The sequence below is a fragment of the Chryseobacterium sp. genome, from assembly GCF_019236175.1.
Lineage (GTDB): Bacteria > Bacteroidota > Bacteroidia > Flavobacteriales > Weeksellaceae > Chryseobacterium.
Genome location: NZ_JAFAJM010000004.1, coordinates 103,989 through 124,304, shown reverse-complemented (window position 1 = coordinate 124,304; position 20,316 = coordinate 103,989). Strand labels below are relative to the sequence as shown.

Annotated in this window: 16 protein-coding genes; 9 read left to right on the top strand and 7 right to left on the bottom strand. The window is 36.7% G+C overall.

The genetic code is table 11. From position 1 onward, the window contains the following. Window positions 1-39 precede the first annotated feature (39 nt). From JO178_RS03190 to pnuC, 5 genes are all read right to left on the bottom strand, one after another. The gene (locus JO178_RS03190) at window positions 40-2,649 is read right to left on the bottom strand and encodes a TonB-dependent receptor (protein ID WP_291931519.1); all 2,610 of its coding nucleotides are present in this window, start codon (window positions 2,647-2,649) and stop codon (window positions 40-42) included. Window positions 2,650-2,777: 128 nt separating this feature from the next. Beyond that, window positions 2,778-3,803, bottom strand: coding sequence for an endolytic transglycosylase MltG (gene mltG / locus JO178_RS03185; protein WP_291931517.1), 1,026 nt, complete (start codon window positions 3,801-3,803; stop codon window positions 2,778-2,780). Between the two features lie 29 nt (window positions 3,804-3,832). Beyond that, window positions 3,833-4,600: a diaminopimelate epimerase gene (gene dapF, locus JO178_RS03180; protein ID WP_291931516.1), complete on the bottom strand. Its 768-nt coding sequence runs from the start codon at window positions 4,598-4,600 to the stop codon at window positions 3,833-3,835. Window positions 4,601-4,692: 92 nt separating this feature from the next. Further along, window positions 4,693-5,361: a hypothetical protein gene (locus JO178_RS03175; RefSeq protein ID WP_291931514.1), complete on the bottom strand. Its 669-nt coding sequence runs from the start codon at window positions 5,359-5,361 to the stop codon at window positions 4,693-4,695. 4 nt (window positions 5,362-5,365) lie between these two features. Continuing rightward, a complete protein-coding gene (gene pnuC / locus JO178_RS03170) occupies window positions 5,366-6,037 on the bottom strand; it encodes a nicotinamide riboside transporter PnuC (RefSeq protein WP_291931511.1) in 672 nt (223 codons plus the stop codon). Between the two features lie 164 nt (window positions 6,038-6,201). Between pnuC and JO178_RS03165 the strand changes: the two genes are divergently transcribed. The 3 genes from JO178_RS03165 (at window position 6,202) to hemN (ending at window position 10,318) form a co-directional block, all read left to right on the top strand. Then, on the top strand, window positions 6,202-7,719 hold the full coding sequence (locus tag JO178_RS03165) for an amino acid permease (RefSeq protein WP_291931509.1): 1,518 nt from the start codon (window positions 6,202-6,204) through the stop codon (window positions 7,717-7,719). 51 nt (window positions 7,720-7,770) lie between these two features. Continuing rightward, window positions 7,771-8,781, top strand: coding sequence for a glycosyl hydrolase (locus JO178_RS03160; RefSeq protein WP_291931506.1), 1,011 nt, complete (start codon window positions 7,771-7,773; stop codon window positions 8,779-8,781). Between the two features lie 178 nt (window positions 8,782-8,959). After that, window positions 8,960-10,318: an oxygen-independent coproporphyrinogen III oxidase gene (gene hemN, locus JO178_RS03155; protein WP_291931503.1), complete on the top strand. Its 1,359-nt coding sequence runs from the start codon at window positions 8,960-8,962 to the stop codon at window positions 10,316-10,318. 239 nt (window positions 10,319-10,557) lie between these two features. On the opposite strand, the gene JO178_RS03150 is transcribed toward hemN, so the two are convergent. Further along, the gene (locus JO178_RS03150; RefSeq protein WP_291931500.1) at window positions 10,558-11,922 is read right to left on the bottom strand and encodes a PQQ-dependent sugar dehydrogenase; all 1,365 of its coding nucleotides are present in this window, start codon (window positions 11,920-11,922) and stop codon (window positions 10,558-10,560) included. 216 nt (window positions 11,923-12,138) lie between these two features. On the opposite strand from JO178_RS03150, the gene secD reads away from it, so the two are divergent. The 3 genes from secD (at window position 12,139) to JO178_RS03135 (ending at window position 17,240) form a co-directional block, all read left to right on the top strand. After that, window positions 12,139-15,033 (top strand): protein translocase subunit SecD, encoded by a 2,895-nt coding sequence (gene secD / locus JO178_RS03145; protein WP_291931497.1) that lies wholly within the window; start codon window positions 12,139-12,141, stop codon window positions 15,031-15,033. Window positions 15,034-15,171: 138 nt separating this feature from the next. Then, window positions 15,172-16,398, top strand: a complete 1,227-nt coding sequence (locus tag JO178_RS03140; protein ID WP_291931494.1) for a TCR/Tet family MFS transporter — start codon at window positions 15,172-15,174, stop codon at window positions 16,396-16,398. 41 nt (window positions 16,399-16,439) lie between these two features. Continuing rightward, window positions 16,440-17,240, top strand: coding sequence for an arylamine N-acetyltransferase (locus JO178_RS03135; protein WP_291931491.1), 801 nt, complete (start codon window positions 16,440-16,442; stop codon window positions 17,238-17,240). Window positions 17,241-17,332: 92 nt separating this feature from the next. On the opposite strand, the gene JO178_RS03130 is transcribed toward JO178_RS03135, so the two are convergent. Then, entirely contained in the window at window positions 17,333-18,277 is a 945-nt protein-coding gene (locus tag JO178_RS03130; RefSeq protein ID WP_291931488.1) for a hypothetical protein, read from the bottom strand. A 271-nt stretch (window positions 18,278-18,548) separates the two neighbouring features. On the opposite strand from JO178_RS03130, the gene JO178_RS03125 reads away from it, so the two are divergent. The 3 genes from JO178_RS03125 to JO178_RS03115 are packed head-to-tail and all read left to right on the top strand — an operon-like array spanning window position 18,549 to window position 20,271. Next, window positions 18,549-18,893, top strand: a complete 345-nt coding sequence (locus JO178_RS03125) for a twin-arginine translocase TatA/TatE family subunit (protein WP_291931485.1) — start codon at window positions 18,549-18,551, stop codon at window positions 18,891-18,893. Window positions 18,894-18,895: 2 nt separating this feature from the next. Continuing rightward, window positions 18,896-19,462 carry a phosphatase PAP2 family protein gene (locus tag JO178_RS03120; protein WP_291931482.1) on the top strand — a complete coding sequence of 189 codons (567 nt, stop codon included), beginning with the start codon at window positions 18,896-18,898 and terminating at the stop codon, window positions 19,460-19,462. Continuing rightward, window positions 19,459-20,271, top strand: coding sequence for a tetratricopeptide repeat protein (locus tag JO178_RS03115; protein WP_291931479.1), 813 nt, complete (start codon window positions 19,459-19,461; stop codon window positions 20,269-20,271). Before JO178_RS03120 ends, JO178_RS03115 begins: the two co-directional genes overlap by 4 nt. Window positions 20,272-20,316 lie beyond the last annotated feature (45 nt).

Genomic DNA, 20,316 nt, shown 5'->3' with positions numbered 1-20,316 from the left:
AAAAAATCCCGAAAAGAAATTTTCGGGATTTTATTTTAATTACATCGGGCCACCTTGCTGGTCGTCTCCCGCTGCATTGGAGTTAATGTCTTTTTTCTTCTTAGGCTGCTCTATTCTTTCTCCCTGTTTAAACCTGTAGGTTAAAGAGATAGAAAACTGTCTCGGCTGCCATTGCATATAATTGCTTCGTGTATAATCACTGTTAAAGCTTAATACTTCTCTGCTTCTGGTATTGAAAATATCCTGGATATTAAAAGAAATGGTTCCGTCTCCTTTCCAGATTGTTTTTGATGCTCCCAGGTTGAGTGCATACATATCATGAGTATTCTGGTTGGCAGATTTCTGAGCTCCTCTGTAGAATCCCTGTAGCTGTACACTTAAAGTCTTATCTAACTTAAAGGTAGTGTTAAGACGGGCTCTTGTAGAGAATCCGCTCCCTGTGAAGTTCATAGAACCTGTTTTTTCAAGTCCGTTCACATCTTTTGAATCATAATAAGCTATACCGGTTGTTTTATACCCGAACATATCCAAACTACCCATGATTTTAAACCAGGCAAAAGGATCGTAGGTGAAATTAAGATCTAAACCATAGCGATCATCGTTTCCAAGATTAATAGGTTTTGTATAAAACACACCCAGCCTTTCATCAGGTCTGTATACCAGCATTTTGGTGTCATCTGTTGCATGTCTGTAATATAGAGTAGGATTAATTGTAAATTTCTTTCTGGTGATATTATAACCTACTTCATAAGAGTCTACATAAGATGGATTAAGATCAATATTTCCTTCAAAAATATTCTGGCTGTTGCTGTAATTCGGGAAAGGAACCATAAAGAAAGATCTTGGACGATCTATTCTTCGGGAATAGTTAACTAAAATCTGGTTATTTTTTGAAACATCATAGCTCAGGAATACACTTGGAAATAAATTATTATAGTTTTTCGTTCTGTCTACTATAGGGGGTGTATTCGGATTTTGATTCGCGTAATTAATCCTTATATTGGAAAGCTCGTCTCTTAATCCCAGCTGATAACCGAAATTGCCGATTTTACTTCTGAACTGGAGGTAGAATGCATTGAATATCTCCCTGTAATCTGTATTATTATTGTAGTCAGGAATAAATTTATTATTGGAAGTACTGCTTACAAAATTATCATAGGTATTATCATTGACATCTATTCTGTACCCTGCTTCAAGTTTTGATTTTTCACCTATTGGCAATTCATAATCAGCCTTTCCTATAATGGTTTTACTTACGGAATGTCTTCTGGTAACGTCATGAATGTCAGGAACAAGGTCATTGGTTTCAATAATGTCTGCATTATTGTTGCTTCTGTTTCTTTGTACACTTAATGAAACAGATAAATTCTGACCTTTATCATCAAATTTATGATCCAGACCTACATCCCCCTGAAATGCAAGATTGTTGAATACACTTTTAGAATCTCTTCTCCCATAAGGGTTTAGTAAACTCCATTTTCCTGTTGTAGTCTGAAGGTCATTCGGATTATCTCTGAAAAACCGGTAGAAACTGTCATAAGTATCCAGAAGTTCATTACCATCTCCCTCAAATGTTCTTACTAATCCTGTAAGATTAATGGATGTTTTTTCACTCAGATCATAGACAAATCCGGCACTTGCGTTATAATTTTTATTATACGTTTTGTTGATGGAATTTTGCAGTTGATGCACAGGAACATCACTTGGATTCTTTCCTGCTACAATGGAAGGGAGGGTAAGATTGTTATAGGTTGTTTCGGAATTATTTTTAGTTCTGTTTTCTGTATAACCGCCACCGCCGTTCACAAACCAAGTCCAGTTGTTTTTTCTCCAGCTTAAATTGGTATTCAGTGCCGTTCTAGGAAAATATCCCAATGTTCCGACTACGCTACCGTTAAATCCTATTTTCTTATTCTTTTTAAGGATAATATTTAAAATACCGGAAGTTCCGCTGGCTTCAAATTTTGAAGAAGGGTTGGTAATAACCTCAATTCTATCAATTTGGTCAGCAGGAATACTTTGCAGGGCATTGGCTCCGTCATCAATTCCCAGAAGGGCAGAAGGCTTTCCATTGATCAGAAACTTCACGTTGGAGCTTCCTCTCATAGAAACCGTTCCGTCGGTATCTACGGAAACAGAAGGAACATTCGTTAAAACATCCTGAAGATTACCTCCTTTGCTTACAATATCCTGAGAAGGATCGTATGTTTTTTTATCAAGTTCTACTTTAAAAGGTTTGGTAGCAGCAGCAGTAATGACAACACCCTGTAATTCCTGTGTTTTGCCATCCAGTGTAGTGGTTGCTTCAGGTTCTATAGAAAGGGCACCAATATTTCCGGCTCCTGTAACATTTTTATGGACAATACTTTTTTTATAGTCAATAGCTTCTACAGTGATTTCGTAATCGCCGGGAGCAAGATCAAGCTTGTACTGTCCTTTTTCATCAGTTAATACCGCATCACTTAATGTTTTGGTGACTTTATTGCTAAATGTTACAGAAGCATAAGGTACAGGCTGGTTTTTCTTGTTGACAATGATTCCGGATACTGATGCTTTTTCCTGAGCGAAAGCCATAGCCGCTGCTGAAAGAACCAACGTAAGTCCCAGAGTTTTTTTGGTGAAAATACTGACAATTTCTGTCTTCTTCATAGGTTATTTTTTGTATAAAATCATGAAGGGATACCCCTAATGTTTATAGAATTTCAAATCGCTTTGATTTTCAAAACATTATGACTCGTTTGTTATTTTGCTGTATAAATTTTAAGTGCTTACTAAGCCTATTTTATATTTTTTGAATTAAGCCAGTCCTGATAGGCCTTTGCGTTTACAGCATGTTCTTCCGCACTTGCCGTAAACTTATGATATCCAAATCTTGCAGGATCAGCACACATAAATATATAATTATTGTTTTCCGCATTTAAAACCGCATCTACTGAATTCTTATCCACTACACAGATAGGTCCCGGAGGAATACCGGCATTCGCATAAGTGTTGTATGGGGAAGGTGTAGACAGGTGCTTATATAAAACCCTTTTAATAGGCTCTTTAAAATTAGTCTGTTTATTGATGGCATAGATTACTGTAGGGTCAGACTGAAGTTTCATCCCTTTTCTGTATCTGTTTAAATATAATCCGGCAATTGTTTTCATTTCATCCTTTTTTCCTCCGGATTCTTTATAGACAATAGAAGCCAGTGCATAAATCTGATCTCTGGTAAGACCTGACTGCTGCTCTTTAGCCTTTCTTTCACTTGTCCAGAAATCATTGTACTGATCTTCAAACTTTGCAAAAAACTCTCGTGGACTTACAGTCCAGTAGAAATTATAAGTGTCTATAAAGAAATATTTTTTTAAATCCTCAGCATTTTTAAATCCTTTTTCTCGTGCAATTCCATCAAGATCATTGACGAAATGTAAAGAATCCAGTTCCGTTTTTTTTGTTACTTTTCCAACCATTTGGTACATATCACCAAAATCTCCGATTCGAAAAGAGTTGGCGGTCTGGTTACCTGCCTTAATCATATTGACAAGGTCGGTATTTCCTTTACCTGCTGCAATGTGATAGCGTCCCGCTTTGAAATTTTTATCAAGCTTTTTGTCCAGAGCTACCGCTTCGAAATTTTCTTTATTTTTAATATAAGGACTGATAGAATCCATGATTTGCTTGAAATCCGCTTGATGAGGAATCAATATGTAACCATCTTTTTCAACATTATTTCCATAATATTTATTATAAAATCTCAATCCAAAAAATCCTGCAGCTGCAAAAACCAGCAGAATGACAATGAGAATAGCTTTTTTCATTCTTATACTATTGATTAAAAGTTTTGTTTTTAAAGAAGATCCACTTTACCTCTAAAAACCTGCTTTGCAGGGCCCTCTAACCAAATGTTATGGAAAGAATTTCCGCTTTTCTCAGCATAAACTTTAAGGTTTCCTCCTAAAGTTTTAACTTTTACAGAAGTTAGATTGTCTTTTTGTAAAAAAGTTAAAGCGGAAGCTGTAACTCCTGTCCCGCAACTGAAAGTTTCATCCTCAACGCCTCGTTCATAGGTTCTTACAAAAATCTCATTGTCGGAAATTTTTTCAACAAAGTTGACATTGATTCCGTTTTCTTTATAATTTTCTGAATTTCTGATTCCGTTTCCTTCGGCAAATACCTTGTAATGATCAAGATGGCTGACATATTTTACATAATGGGGCGAACCGGTATTTAATACAGAATCATCTCCGTCCTGTGAGATGGTATCTACATCGATCATTTTTAACTTAACAATCCCATTATGGATTTCAGCATCATGTTCCCCGTCTATAGCAATGAATTTACACTTGTCTTCAAAAATATCCAGAAAGAAAGCAAATGCAACCAGACATCTTCCTCCGTTTCCACACATAGTACTTTCACCACCATCAGAATTGTAGTATACCATTTTGAAATCATAATGGTCGTCATTTTCCAATAAGATAAGCCCGTCCGCACCAATTCCAAAACGTCTGTCACATAATTTTTCAATCACTTTTTTTTCCTTAGGAAATTGAAGATCACGATTATCTATCATTACAAAATCATTTCCCGTTCCCTGATATTTATAAAAATCCATATTTCTTTTTCTTAAATTGAAGAGGCAAAATTAATATATTTAAAATGAAAAACGAACAGTGTTAACTGTTCGTTTTCTTATTTATAATCGTTTTATCTAAACCCGCCGGAATTCGGTCTTTCGGTACTGCCGGAACCAGTGTTTGGCGTTCCGCTGGATCCGCTTCTGAATCCGCTTCCGCTGGAAGGTTCAGCTCTATAAGTGCTGTTGCTTTCAGAATTTCTGAATCCGCCACTGTTCGTGTTTCTCTGGCTGTTTTCAAAGCCGCTTCCCTGTCTGAATCCACCGCTGTTCTGATTTCCCTGGTTATTCTGGTAACTATTGTTGTTCTGGTTTCTGAATCCACCGCTGTTGTTATTTCGGTTGGTATTATTATTTTTGTTATAGAAACCACTTCCATTGTTAGAACCGCCGTTATTATAGAAACCACTTCCGCTGTTGGTCTGGCCTCTGAATCCATTATTTTGTCTTGAATCAGATCTCCTTTCTACATATACTTTTCTTCTTGAATTGTTATAGTTATAGTAGTAGTAAGGAATACCATTATCATAATAATAATTGATGTTGTTTCTGTAATAATAACCGTCATTTCCCCAATATCCGCCACTTCCGTAATATCCGGAAGGAGCATAATAATATCCGTTATTATAATATGGGTCACCATAACCACTGTTATATCCATATCCGTCTGAATAGGCTAAACAAGAAGTTAAGCTGGTAATAGCAAAGATGCTGACTGCTATTTTAAATAAATTTTTCATGACTTTATTGTACTTTTTTTTCTTTAAAACTTTTTTTCCAATTAAGGTATCCTAAGATAGCCATTATAGTAAATACCAAATATTGAACCGAAGTGATTCCAAGACCCTTAAAAATCATCATCGGCATGCAAATAAAATCTCCGATAATCCAGAAAATCCAGTTCTCAATGCGCTGTTTGGCCATAAACCACATTCCTACTAAAAAAATTGAAGTAGTAAAAACATCCATCCAGTTAGCCCAATCCAAATGATATAATCCAAGGCTGGTTCCTTCCATTGAAAAATGATTGTCAATATAAGGTTTATAATAATAAATCAAAGTAACCAATCCCAGACTCAGAAAAAAAAGAATGATGGCATAGCTCCATTCTTTCTTAGTAGCCCAGGTGACGTCTACATGTATATGATCTTCAGAATTTTTCGCCCATAAAATCCAGCCATATATACTCATTATCGTATAGTACACATTGATGAGGCAGTCTCCAAATAATCCGAAGTTAAACAGAATATATACATAGATCAGGGTTGAAACAATGCCAGTAGGGTATACCCATATATTTTTCTTAATGGAAAAATATACGCTCAAAATTCCGAAAATAGCACCCGATGCTTCCAGTATAATCTGTGAATAATCATAGTTTTCATAGGGTTTTACAAAAAGATCATATAAATTCATGCGATCAAAAATAAGCAAAAATATGGACTTTTTAAAATAAATTAAATAATGTCTTGTTTGTGTTTTTGAGGTATTAATGTAAAATAAATCGTGAAAGTTTAACGATAAACGTGAGAGTTCCTAAATTTTTTATATTTTCGTGAATCCTTAATAAATAAAAAAACATGTCGAAAATTTGGGTTAAAAAACCACTAAGTGCCTATGAGGCAGATATGAAGAAAAGTGAGCTGAAGAAGGTCCTTGGAAAATGGAGTCTAACAGCAATTGGAGTAGGTGCTATCATTGGAGGTGGAATCTTTGTTCTTACGGGAACGGGAGCCTATTACCATGCCGGTCCAGCACTTGCAATTTCCTTTATCATAGCAGGGATCGCCTGCGTTTTTGCAGCATTATGTTATGCAGAATTTGCTTCCATTATTCCTGTTGAAGGTTCTGCGTATGCTTATGCATATGGAACAGTAGGGGAAATTTTTGCCTGGGCTATGGGCTGGTGTCTCATCCTGGAATATGCCATGGCGAGTATGGCGGTTTCCGTGAGCTGGTCCGGTTACTTTAACAAATTTTTGAAGATTTTCGGAGTCCATTTACCTGCTTATCTCACCTCTGACCCTGCGAGTTATACGGGAGAAGGCTTTTCTATGAACCTGCCTGCTTTTATTCTTGTTTTACTGATTACTGCACTATTGGTGAAAGGAACTAAAGAAGCAGCCGGTGCTAATAACCTGATTGTATTACTAAAAACAGCTGCCGTTATCTTCGTAATTATAGCAGGTGTTTATATTATTTTTTCCAATACAGATCTTTATAACGCTGTTGACGGAGTGAAAAACTGGAAACCCTTTATTCCCGATCAGGTAAAAATTAAGAATTCAGAAGGAGATATGGTCTCGGCGTATGGTATCCAGGGGATTATTTCCGGTGCTGCTGCCATCTTCTTTGCTTATATTGGCTTTGATGCTGTTTCTACACAGGCCGGAGAAGCTATTAATCCTAAAAAAGATGTGCCTTTTGCAATTATTGCTTCCTTATTGATCTGTACAGCTTTATATATCTGTGTATCTCTTGTATTAACCGGAATGATGCATTATTCAGATTTTAATCCGGACGGAAAATATCCTGATGCTATTAAAGCTCCTGTAGCATATGCTTTCGAGATTGCAGGGAAACACTGGGCAAGTAATATTGTAACCATTGCAGCAACGGTAGGATTGATTTCCGTAGTGATGGTAATGATGATGGGACAGTCTAGAATCTTTATCGGAATGGCAAAAGACGGTTTGATTCCAAAATTCTTTGGTGAACTTCACCCAAAAACAAGAACACCGTACAAAGGAATTATTCTGCTTGGAATTGTAGTGGCGCTTATTGCAGCTTTAACCCCTATTTCCACTCTTGCTGATATGACAAGTTTCGGAACCCTGTTTGCCTTTACACTGGTTTGTATTGCCGTTTGGGTAATGAGAAAAAAAGAACCGAACCTGATCAGACCTTTCAAAGTGCCTGCTTACAAAGTTGTAGTAGGACTAGGAGTAATCATCAATTTATACCTCATTTATAACCTGAGCGATCACGCTAAAGAGCTTTCCGGGGGCTGGTTGCTGTTAGGTGGAGTTGTGTATTTTCTGTATGGAAGAAGAAACAGTAAACTTAACAATCCTGAAAAATACAAGGACATTGATTAATCACCATATAAACCGCTTCGGCGGTTTTTTTGTTTATATAAAACCTATCATATGAAAAATATTTTCTCTATTCTATTTCTTTCTTTAGGAATTTGTACATTTTCTCAACAGGTAGAAAATATGGAAACGATTCTGAACGATAAAATAAGCATCAGAGCTCTTGAAGTGTACGATCATAAAGTCTGGTACAGCGGAACAGACTCCAAGTTCGGATTTGTAGATCTTAAAGATTCAAAAAACCAGAAACAGATCAGATTATCAGAAGATAAGCTGCAGTTCAGGACTTTAGGGCAGGACAAAAATTCATTTTATGTGATCAATATTGAAAGTCCGGCTCGTTTTTTTAAAATCGATAAGAAAGAACTGAAAGCACAAATTGTTTTCAGAGATACTGCCAAAACTGCATTTTATGATGCCCTTCATTTTGTGAATGATAAACTCGCTTACACCTTCAGTGATGCAGATCAGGATCACCTGCTAAAACTGGCCGTTTACAGAGACGGAAAATGGGGGATGCTTAAAAATAAAGTCGTACTTAATGAAGGAGAGGCCGCTTTTGCCGCAAGTAATACCAATATCTCATCATCCAAAAAATATATGTGGATTGCTACCGGCGGTAAATCTTCCAGGATTGTAAGAATGAATCTGAAAGACGAATCTTTTGAAATTTTCAATACCCCGTTTGTACAGGGAGCATCTTCTCAGGGAATGTATTCTATAGATTTTTATGATGATTTCGGGGTTGCCGTAGGCGGAGATTATACAAAACAGAATGCCAATGTAAATAATATTGCTATGACTTATGACGGAGGAAAAACCTGGCAGACTCAGGCTTCAGGACAAAATGCAGGTTATATGACCTGCGTGAAAATTAAGCCGGGATCCAAAGGTAAAGAAATGATTGCAGTGGGAGATCAGCATATCAGCTATACCTCTGATTTTGGAAAAACATGGAAAAAAATTTCTGATGAAAAAGGATTTTTCGTTTGCCAGTGGATTGATGGAAATACAGTGGTTTTTGCAGGAAACAGCAGAATTGCGCTCATGAAATTAAAATTTTAAATCTTACCTATAGAATTTATCATTATCAGTCAAATGCCTGATCATACGTATTTAGACTCATTATAAAATAGAACCTAATATAATTCATAGGTTAAAATTCATAACTAATGGTTAATTTTGTAGGATAGAATTTTAATTATGTTAAATTCTGTGACCTTATAAAATTTTAATTGTCAAGATGAACTCTTTAATCGATAAGTATAATATTCCCGGACCGCGTTACACTTCTTACCCTACCGTTCCGTATTGGGATGAATCCACATTTTCACCGGAAAAATGGAAAGAAAGCGTAATCAGGTCTTTTCATGAAAGCAATGCAGAAGAAGGGATTTCTATTTATATCCATTTGCCTTTCTGTGAGGCATTGTGTACATTCTGTGCATGTCATAAGCGTATTACAAAACAGCACAGCGTGGAAGTTCCTTATCTGGAAAGTGTTTTAAAAGAATGGAATCTTTATCTTACGCTGTTCAATGAAAAGCCAAAATTAAAAGAATTACATTTGGGAGGAGGAACTCCTACTTTTTTCTCTCCTGAAAACTTAAAAACATTACTGGAAGGAATTTTCAATACGGTAGAAATCGCTGAACATCCGGAATTTTCTTTTGAAGGACATCCGAATAATACGACTAAAGAGCATTTGCAGACTTTATATGATTTAGGTTTCAGAAGAGTGAGCTTCGGAGTACAGGATTATGATCCTAAAGTTCAGAAAGCAATCAATAGAATTCAGCCTTTTGAGAATGTTAAAAATGTGACGGAATGGGCTAAGGAAATCGGATATAGAGGAATCAGTCATGATCTTGTGTTCGGTCTTCCGCACCAGACCTGGGAAGCAATGGAGAACACGATCAGAAAAACAATGGAATTAAAACCGGACAGGCTTGCTTTTTATTCTTATGCTCATGTTCCATGGGTAAAAGGAGTAGGCCAGAGAGGTTTTGATGAAAATGATTTACCAAGTGGAGAAGAAAAACGCCGACTGTATGAAGACGGGAAAAAACTGCTTCAGGATCTGGGATATATTGAAGTCGGGATGGATCATTTCTCCCTGGAGCATGATGATCTGTACCAGTCTTTGATCCATAAAAAGCTACACAGGAATTTTATGGGATATACTTCAAGCAATACACAACTGATGGTAGGGCTTGGAATGTCCGCAATTTCAGATTCGTGGTATGCTTTCGGTCAGAATGTAAAAACAGTGGAAGAATATCAGACAATGGTAGAGGAAGGTAAAATTCCTGTGGTAAAAGGACATGTTCTGAATGAAGAAGATCTGATTGTAAGAAGGCATATTTTAAATCTGATGTGTCAACTTGAAACAACTTTCACTCCAGTCAATTCTTTTCCGGAACTTGATAATGCATTAGAAATGCTCAAAGAGATGGAAAATGACGGATTGGTTGAAATTTCCGGTAAGGAAATTAAAATTACGGAAGAGGGTAGAGCTTTCACCAGAAATGTAGCCATGGTTTTTGACCTTAGAATGATGAGGAATAAACCGGAAACGAGAATTTTTTCAATGACGATATAACAAAAAAGCGGTTCAATATTGAACCGCTTTTTTGTTAGTTGTAAAGTCTGGTTTTTGTTATAAAGCTTGGGGCGTTCTCTTTTTAACGCAGCGCTCGCAAGGAGATCTTAATTTAGTTTTATCTTCCGTTTGCAATGGTAATTCGTTTAGTAAAGGCTGCCTCAGCTGAGTATACAGCCCTTTTGAACTTTCTGATCAATGTTATTATTAAAAATGCTTTAGCGTTAAATAAACTACTTCTATTTAATAACAATTTTCTGACTATAAGATTTCAGGTCATCAGATTTTAAATTAATATAATAAACCCCAGAAGGGATACCTGAGATATCAATACTTTTATCATTTATAATCTGACTGGTCTCTAAAACTTTTCTGCCATCTGCGCTGATGATTTCTGCGCTTACTTTTTTATCTCTTATTCCGCTGACGAATATTTCCTTCGCCGCCGGATTGGGGTAGATGCTGATCTTTCCTAAAGGGTGGTTTTCATGAGTACTCAAGGTTCCGGTTGATATTTTAAAAATTTTTCCACTATTTACGGCAGCTACATACAATTCCTTTTGAGAATCCTGTCCGAAGGTTGAAAAATTATTTCCACTGTAAGCAGAAGACCAGGTAATAGCATTATTGGTATCCAGTATTCCGATCTGGGTAGAACAATAGTCCGCAAAGAAGTATTTTCCCTGAAGTGAAGGGTATTGGGATCCCCTGTAAACATATCCGCCGGTAATGGAACATCTTCCGCCGGAATGATCATATACTGCAATTGGAAATGTCATTGTGGATGCAGGGGCACATCCCGTTGTGTTATAAGCGTTGTTACCTTCATAGCAGCGCCATCCATAGTTGAGGCCGGCTTGTGTGACGGGTATGCTGTTGATTTCCTCAATAGCACCCTGTCCGACATCAGCGATCATTGCATTTCCGGAAGTTAAATCGAATGTAAATTTCCAGGCATTCCGCAATCCGTAAGCCCAGATTTCATCGGCTCCGTCAATACCTACAAAAGGATTGTCAGCCGGAATATTGTAAGGACCGGTAGCGTCTACATCAATTCTCAGCATTTTCCCCAAAAGTGAGTTTTTGTTTTGCGCATTATTGTTAGGGTCTCCGCCATTTCCTCCGTCTCCGGTTATGATCCATAATTTTCCGTCAGGAGCAAAGTGAATGCTTCCGCCGTTATGATTATCGAAAGGTTTGGGAATAGTAAGCAGTATCTTTTCAGAGTTGGGATCTGCAGTGTCCGGATTTGAAGAATTAACGGTATATCTTGCTACTACAATATTGCCTGCTGTATTATTGTAATACACAAAAAAATACCCGTTGGCCAGGTATTGGGGATGAAATGCCAGTCCTAAAAGACCTCTTTCTCCGCCAAAAACAATCTTAGTACTGATGTTCAGAAAATCAACAGGGTTAATGGTCCCGTTGGGCTGAATAATTTTAATGATACCGTTTTGTTGTACGACGAAAAGTCTCGTGTCATTGGCGTTTGTAATCTCGACCGGGCTGGTAAGTCCGGTGGCAAATTCTTCTAAATTAATACTTTGAGCATTAACGATTAAGGAAGAAAAAATACAAATGATTAAAAGTAAATTTTTCATAATATTTTGATAGTTAGTGTGTTGAAAAATGAATGAAAATTTTATACCAATCAAAATTTGAAAACTTCATTAAGATACCATGAAAAAATTGTTAAATCTTAAATAGAGGTCGTAATACCAATATATCTGAAAATAAACCATTTCTGTTGTTAAAAATTCATAAAAACCAAGAAAATCATTATATTTGCCGACTTAATTTAACGTAGTTATAACAAAATGCAAGGAAAAGGACTTATTACAATTGTTGCTATTGTCCTGGGGTTGATTTGCTTAAATGAGCTATTACCAACCTGGTACGCCAGCAAAATTGAATCGCAGATCGAAGCTGCGAAAGGAAACGAGAAAGAGATCAAACGAATCAAGGAAGATACTCTTAATCTTGGGTATACAAAGCTTTATTATTCAAAAGCTAAAGACAAGGAAATGAAATTGGGTCTTGACTTAAAAGGAGGAATCAACGTCCTTTTGGAGATCAATCAAAGAGACCTGGTGAATGATTTAACCAATTATTCTACCAATCCTGTTCTTATTGAAGCTTTAAACAAGACTGATGAAGCTCAGAAAAACTCAACAAAATCTTACATCGATAACTTTTTTGAGCAGTTCGATGCGATTAACAAAGCAAAAGGAACCAACCTTAAGCTTGCAGATCCGGAACTTTTCGGAAACACAAACTTATCTGAAATCAGGTATAACACTACTGATGAGCAGGTAAAAAGTATTATTAAAAGAAGAGTTGATCTTTCTGTAGGTACAGCTTTCGAGGTAATCAGAACGAGAATTGACAAGCTTGGTGCTATTCAGCCAAACGTTCAGAGAGTACCTGGTACTGCGAGAATTTCTGTGGAAATGCCTGGTATGAAAGATATCGACAAAGTGAAGAAAATGCTTCAGACTTCAGCAAAACTACAGTTCTGGGAAGTACAGCAGGTGCCTGAAGTTGCGCCTTATTTTCAGACTTTAACAACTATGGTTGCTGCAAAAGGAGATTCTATGGGAGTAGCAAAGAATGTGAACTTCATGAACCTTTTACAGCTTGACAAATTAAGAAGTAACGGTGTTGCCAACGTAAAATTGTCTGATACTGCTGCTGTCAACAAAATTCTGAACAGCAAAATAGGAATCGCTTCACGTCCTGCCAACATTAAATATACACAGTTTATGTGGGGTTACAAACCTGAAGCTACAAGTCCTGATGATTTGGTATTGTATGCGATCAGAAGTAACATCAATCAAAAAGCTCCCGTAGACGGTGCGGTAGAAACTGCAAACATCAGCTACGATGAACTTGGAAGAGTAGTAGTAGACATGCAGATGGATTCCAAAGGAGCTAAAGAATGGAAAACTTTAACTGAGAAAAACGTAGGAAAACCGGTTGCTGTAACTCTTGATAATAGAGTATATACTGCTCCGAACGTTGTGAATGCTATTCCTAACGGTAGAACTCAGATTTCCGGTAACTTCTCTCAGGAAGAAGCTAAAGAATTAGTTGACGTTTTAGGAGCTGGTAAATTACCAGCAGGTGCAAAAGTAGTTCAGGCTACTCAGGTAGGTCCATCATTAGGACAAGAATCTATCAATGCGGGTATGATCTCTTTTGCTATTGCATTCTTAATTATCATCGTTTATATCATTTTCTATTACGGAGGTGCCGGAGTGTACGCTGTAATTGCAATGGTAATCAACCTTTTCTATATTTTCGGAATTATGGATTCCGGAGACTTTACCCTGACACTTCCTGGTATCGCAGGTATCGTATTAACGATGGCGATGGCAGTAGATACAAACGTAATTATTTACGAAAGAACAAAAGAAGAATTATTTGCCGGTAAGAGTATCTTAGAGGCATATAAAGATGGTTTCAAACATGCATTAAGTGCAATTATTGACGGTCACTCTACTACGTTATTAACTGCAGTTGTATTGTTCTTCTTCGGAACAGGACCTATTAAAGGGTTCGCATTGACATTGATGATCGGTATTATCATGACATTGTTTACTTCTGTATTGCTTTCAAGAGTGATGATCTTCAGCAGACTGAACAAAGGTAAACACCTTTCTGTATGGACGCCTCCTACCAAAAATCTTTTCAGAAATACATGGATTGATTTCATCGGAAAAAGAAAATATGCTTATATCATTTCTGCTGTTTTAACAGTGATCTGTATCGGTTCTATGGTTACTCACGGATTCAAATACGGTATCGACTTTACAGGAGGTAGAAACTATATCGTAAGATTCGATAAGCCGGTTAATGCAAATGATGTTGAAGAAAAATTAGTGAAATTATTCAGAACGGAAGATGGTAAAAACTCTTCTGTGGAAGCTAAAACTTTCGGTAACGCAAACCAGCTGAAAATTTCTACGGATTACCTTATCGGAGATGAGTCTTTAAAAGCTGACCAGACTATTGAAGAAAAATTATTCCAAGGATTAAAAGGAGATCTTCCTGCAACCCTTACTTTAAAAGACTTCAAATCTGCTGATAAAGACCACGCAGGTATTATCTCATCAGAAAAAGTAGGTCCTACAGTAGCAGATGATATTCAGGCTCACGGTATTCTTGCAGTAGTTGCTGCCCTTGCCGGTATCTTTATCTATATCTTATTCAGATTTAGAAAGTGGCAGTTCTCTTTAGGAGCTGTAGCAGCACTATTCCATGATGCGGTTATTATTTTAGGAACGTATTCATTACTTCACAAATATATGCCGTTCAATATGGAGATCAACCAGGATTTCATTGCTGCAATCCTTACAGTATTAGGATATTCAATCAATGATACGGTAATTATTTTTGACAGAATTAGAGAATACCTGAAAGAAAAGAAATCTTTAACATTAGCTGGATTATTTGATGACTCTATTTCAAGTACATTGGGTAGAACATTCAACACATCCTTCACAACAATCCTTGTTATCCTTGCGATTTTCATTTTCGGAGGTGATAACCTGAGAGGATTTATGTTTGCGATGTTAATTGGTATTGGATTCGGTACTTATTCATCCATCTTTATTGCATCGGCAATTGCTTATGACTTCCTTAAAACAGGAAAAGAAGATGAAGTACACGGAAAAACTACTTCTGATAAAGAAGTACTTGCTTCAAAGTAATACGAACTACAATAAATTAGTAAAAGCCTTTCGAAAGAAAGGCTTTTTTTTCATTAATCTGTCCATCAGGAGTATAGTTTTTTAATAATATGAAATTTAGAATCATTATTTTTTAGATTTGATTAATTTTGCAGCATCATGGAAAATTCAAAGAAAAAAGCGGCAATAGGCTTCATATTTATCACATTACTGATTGATATTACCGGATGGGGAATTATTATTCCTGTTGTTCCTAAATTAATAGAAGAATTAATACATGCAGATATCAGTGAAGCCGCCAAATATGGTGGATGGCTGGGATTTGCTTATGCATTCACACAATTTATCTTTTCTCCGTTGGTAGGAAACCTGAGTGATAAATATGGGCGGAGACCTATTATTCTGATTTCACTGTTTGGTTTTGCCGTGGATTATATTTTCCTGGCCTTGGCGCCCTCTATTTGGTGGTTGTTTCTGGGAAGGGTGATTGCGGGAATTACCGGAGCCAGTGTCACTACTGCCAGTGCTTATATTGCGGATATTTCAACGGATGAAGATCGCGCCAAGAACTTTGGCCTGATAGGGGCTGCTTTTGGTCTGGGATTTATTATAGGGCCGGTTTTAGGAGGTGTCTTAGGGCATTACGGAGCCAGAGTTCCTTTCTATGCAGCTGCAGGATTATGTTTGCTTAATTTCCTTTACGGATACTTTATTCTTCCGGAAAGTTTAGATAAAACTAAAAGAAGAGCATTTGACTGGAAACGTGCTAATCCCATAGGTTCATTTAAATTCTTAGGGAAACATCCTGAAATTTCAGGATTGATTCTGGCTCTGATTTTAATTTATATTGCAGGACATGCCGTACAAAGTAACTGGAGTTTCTTTACAATGTATAAGTTCAGCTGGACAGAAAGAATGGTAGGAATCTCATTAGGGGTAGTAGGGTTATTAGTGGGGCTGGTACAGGGACTTTTGATCAGATGGACGACTCCGATATTGGGTGAACAAAAAAGTATTTATTACGGTCTGGCATTCTATGCAGTGGGAATGCTATTGTTTGCTTTTGCTTCGGAAGGCTGGATGATGTTTGTCTTCTTAGTTCCGTATTGTCTGGGAGGAATTTGCGGTCCCGCTTTACAGTCGGTGATTACGAAAAGTGTACCTTCCAATGAGCAGGGTGAGTTGCAGGGAGCATTGACCAGTTTAATGAGCGCTACTTCCATTATAGGTCCTCCTATGATGACCAATCTGTTTTACTTTTTTACGCATGATGAAGCCCCGTTTAAATTTTCAGGAGCTCCGTTTTTTCTGGCGTTTATATTAATGGCAATTAGTGTGGTTATTACGTATTCTGCATTTCAGAAGAAAAATAAAATTAAGCAGTAAAAGGCGACTCAGTCGGAATTTTAAATAAATAAGGTTAAAATATGGATCAGGCAGGAATTGAAAAATACATGGAAAGAATTCATTACTCCGGAGACCGGGCAATGAATATGGATATGCTGAAGAAAATTCATCAGTTACATCCGGAATATATTCCTTTTGAAAATATAGATTCTTATACGGGAACAGTACCGTCTCTGGATCCGGAAAATATCTTCCGGAAACTGGTTATTCAGTCCAGAGGAGGTTATTGTTATGAGCAAAACCTGTTGTTAAGAGACGTGTTGACTTGTCTGGGATTTAAAGTTGAATTACGGTTAGCCAGAGTATTATGGAAAAAGGAGGGAGATAGCAGTTCACCCAAGTCACATTTGTTGTTAACTGCTGAGATTGAAGGGCAGAATTATCTTATAGATTGTGGTTTCGGGGTTGTAACACTTACTGCTCCTTTGCTTTTAAATGATGAAGAGCCACAGCAGACTCCTAACGGGTTATTTAAAATTTCCCGGAAAGATAGTTTCTATACATTGTGGACAGAAAACGATCGGTGGTTTCCTATCTATCGCTTTGTGCTAGAACCTATAGAACCTGTTGATCTGGAAGTGATGAATTGGTATGTTGCTACCCATCCCGGATCTATGTTTAAAAATAATCTGGTGTTTTCAAAAGTGGATCATAAAGCCCGCTATACATACAATGATAATAGATTGAATATACGTTGGAATAACGGAGGGAAAGAATCTGTATCCATTGAAAATAATATGCAGCTTTTCGAAATTTTGAAAGATACTTTTGGAGTAACAGAGAATGCTATAGAGATTCTGAAGAATAACACAGGAAATTAATTCAGTGATCAATTGAATTTCATTGGAACCTAACATAAAGGGAAGCAGATTTGCTTCCCTTTTTTATTGAAATATAAATTTGAATATGATGTTTATGGATATAGCGATTTTGTTCCGTTGCTTACGATATTACTTCCCAATCCTGAAAATGAAACGGAAAATTTGCTCGCATTAAAGCTTAAAGAACCTGTGGGCGTACAAAGGCCTAATGCATATTGACATTGTCCGTAAGCTCCGGTTTTTCTAAGGATTTTACTTTCACTTTGTGCCTTTCCTAAACTGATATAGCCCCAGTCACTTACATCGGCATTTGAAACGGTGGAACCGGTATAATAGATGGTGATCTGGTATCCTGTTTCTCCTCTTTTTGATCCCCATAACCAGCTTGCAGTCCACCATTGTTTGTACCATGTAGAAAGAGCCTTTGATGCTGAGTGGTCAGAAGTTTCTATATTTCCTCTGGTGTCCATCATCACTAATCCGCCAAAGATATTATCCCAGATAATTCCTGAGTCATCATAAAAACACAGCGTGTTAAATTTGCCATATTTTCCGTTCCAGGTTATTTCCAGAATGTTAGTGCCATTTTTAATCTGTTCCTTCAGTGTTTCTTTTAATCCTTTTTGAGCCGTTGTCAAATCTTCACCGGAATATAAATTACCAATTTTGCCGATTTTCACGGTTGTAGGATCCATGATGTTTCCTATGGCAATAAACTGATCTTTATCTGCTATCAGTTGTTGGGAAATATCAACTCCTTTTGGTGTTGAAATTTTTCCTAATACATTGATTTCGGCAATCTGTAAATCACTTTTCAGATAGGTTTCAAGATTTTTTTTAGATTCATCCAGCTGACTTTGAACGGCTTGAGGTACCGGTTGCGGGATAGGGGTTGTTTCCTTTTTAAGGTCTGCTGTAGAAACTTTTGCCTGAAAGGTTTCCTGCTGTGCCGGTTCGGTATTTTCATTCTGACAGCTATTCAGAGTAAATACAGAGAGTACTGCAATGAATTTGAAAGTAGTCACTAATTTTTTCATAATTAATAATAGTTAGGTTGTGTAGGGTAAATATAATTAATTATTATATAATTCTCAATGAATTGAATTAATTATTTGTTAATTCATATATTTGAAGTATAAGTAGCAGATCCCAGAAACTAAAGTATTATCCATTATTTTATTGTCTAATCCTTAAACTTTAAACCCTGAATTGGGAATGTTGTACCCCAAATTCAATCTGAAATCTTAAAATTTGTTTAAAATTTTAGTTTACAGTGAATAAATGTATAATCTTTTGTAATTTTACATCATGGAATTAAGCATTGGAGAAATGGCACTCATTGCCATTGCAATCGTTGTATTATTCGGTCCGGATAAACTTCCTCAGATAGCACGTGACCTGGGATCAGGAGTTAGAAAAATGCGTGGGGCAGTGGAAGATATCAAAACTGAAATTATGAAAGAAACTGATAATCCGGTTTCTGAGATCAAGCGTGAAATCGAAAAAGTAAAAGATGCTGCTAAAGATTTCAACCCGATAAATGACATTAAGAAGGATATTTTAACGGAACCTTCTGAGTCTGTTGCGTCTAATGAACCTCCAAAACCCAAGCCTTCTGAAGATGAAACTTATGAAGGACCTGTAAGCAGATAAATATGGAGGAGATTATTCAGGAAGACAGACATCTATTCTTATACCTTAATAACCTGGGCGATCCTGCATTTGATCAGCTCTGGATGCTTATTTCCAGTACCTGGATCTGGGTTCCTCTTTACATTATATTTCTTTACTTTTTATACAAAAATTATCAACTAAAGTCTTTAGTTTTTATACTTATATTTTTAGCACTCGGAGCAACGGTTTCAGATCAGTTGGCCAATGTCTTCAAATATGGGGTTGCAAGGTTAAGACCTTGCCATGATCCGTCTTTAGAACATTATATGAGGATCGTGAAATGCGGCGGGCAGTACGGGTTTTATTCTGCACATGCTTCCAATACTTTCTTTTTAGCGGCTTATTTAGGAATTCTTTTAAAAAAGAAAATTAAATGGTTTCCATATGCTATATTTGTATGGGCGATCGTAGTTTCCTACAGCCGGATTTATTTAGGAGTGCATTTCCCGATAGATGTTTTGGTGGGGGCGTTTGCTGGTTCTTTATTGGGAGTGATATTTGGTGCACTCGCAAAAAAAGTGATCAACAAACAAAATATAACACCATGAAAAAAACTTTATTAGTAGTAACCTCGCTTTGTTTCTCCCTCAATTTTTATGCTCAGGATAAAAAACTGGCTGAAGATTGTTTTAAGAAAGCAGATTATAAATGTGCTGAAGAACAATACTCAAAACTGGCAGAAAAAGAACAGATTCAGAAATTTCAGTCCGAATATTATAATAATCTTGGAACCGCCCAAAGAAGGTTGGGAAAAGCAGCTTTGGCTTTTAAATCTTATGAGTCAGCGTTAAAGGCAAATCCGATGTCTGCTCCGGTCTATGTTAATCTTGCTTCATTACATAATCAGAAAGGAAATAAAGTAAAAGCTCTTGAATACATTGAAAAAGGACTCCAGATAGAGCCTGAAAATATAGATTTATATCTGATGCGTTCTAAAATCTATGACAGTCAGGGTAAAAAAGATCTGGCGATCAAAGATCTTAATCAAATACTGGGTTTTGCCCCTGATAATATCTTCGCAAAAACCGGACTGGCCAACCTGAAGAAAAATAACGGTGATCTTGAAGGTGCCCTTAAAGATTATCATAAACTTATTGCCGAAAAGCCGGAATCACTTTTGTATAACGGTCGCGCTGATGTTTATTTTAAAATGAAGAAATACAAAGAATCACTTGTTGATGTCAATAAAGCAATCTCCATTGATCCAAAATTCGCACAGTCTTATGTAACCAAGGCATTGGTGTTATTTGATACGGCCAAACCTAAAGAGGCTTGTGAAAATCTTGATAAAGCTGTTATAATGGGCTACGAAAAAGCTGTTTTAGCGGATTATTATGCTAAATGCGCTAAAAAATAATAAAATTATAATTAGAATTCTTCCCTTACAATAATAAAATACTTA

Coding starts and splice junctions, on each gene's coding strand:
- JO178_RS03190 (WP_291931519.1), bottom strand. CDS start 2,649: ATGAAGAAGACAGAAATTGTCAGTATTTTCACCAAAAAAACTCTGGGA.
- JO178_RS03165 (WP_291931509.1), top strand. CDS start 6,202: ATGTCGAAAATTTGGGTTAAAAAACCACTAAGTGCCTATGAGGCAGAT.
- JO178_RS03175 (WP_291931514.1), bottom strand. CDS start 5,361: ATGAAAAATTTATTTAAAATAGCAGTCAGCATCTTTGCTATTACCAGC.
- hemN (WP_291931503.1), top strand. CDS start 8,960: ATGAACTCTTTAATCGATAAGTATAATATTCCCGGACCGCGTTACACT.
- JO178_RS03140 (WP_291931494.1), top strand. CDS start 15,172: ATGGAAAATTCAAAGAAAAAAGCGGCAATAGGCTTCATATTTATCACA.
- JO178_RS03160 (WP_291931506.1), top strand. CDS start 7,771: ATGAAAAATATTTTCTCTATTCTATTTCTTTCTTTAGGAATTTGTACA.
- JO178_RS03135 (WP_291931491.1), top strand. CDS start 16,440: ATGGATCAGGCAGGAATTGAAAAATACATGGAAAGAATTCATTACTCC.
- JO178_RS03120 (WP_291931482.1), top strand. CDS start 18,896: ATGGAGGAGATTATTCAGGAAGACAGACATCTATTCTTATACCTTAAT.
- JO178_RS03150 (WP_291931500.1), bottom strand. CDS start 11,922: ATGAAAAATTTACTTTTAATCATTTGTATTTTTTCTTCCTTAATCGTT.
- JO178_RS03115 (WP_291931479.1), top strand. CDS start 19,459: ATGAAAAAAACTTTATTAGTAGTAACCTCGCTTTGTTTCTCCCTCAAT.
- JO178_RS03130 (WP_291931488.1), bottom strand. CDS start 18,277: ATGAAAAAATTAGTGACTACTTTCAAATTCATTGCAGTACTCTCTGTA.
- JO178_RS03125 (WP_291931485.1), top strand. CDS start 18,549: ATGGAATTAAGCATTGGAGAAATGGCACTCATTGCCATTGCAATCGTT.
- mltG (WP_291931517.1), bottom strand. CDS start 3,803: ATGAAAAAAGCTATTCTCATTGTCATTCTGCTGGTTTTTGCAGCTGCA.
- pnuC (WP_291931511.1), bottom strand. CDS start 6,037: ATGAATTTATATGATCTTTTTGTAAAACCCTATGAAAACTATGATTAT.
- secD (WP_291931497.1), top strand. CDS start 12,139: ATGCAAGGAAAAGGACTTATTACAATTGTTGCTATTGTCCTGGGGTTG.
- dapF (WP_291931516.1), bottom strand. CDS start 4,600: ATGGATTTTTATAAATATCAGGGAACGGGAAATGATTTTGTAATGATA.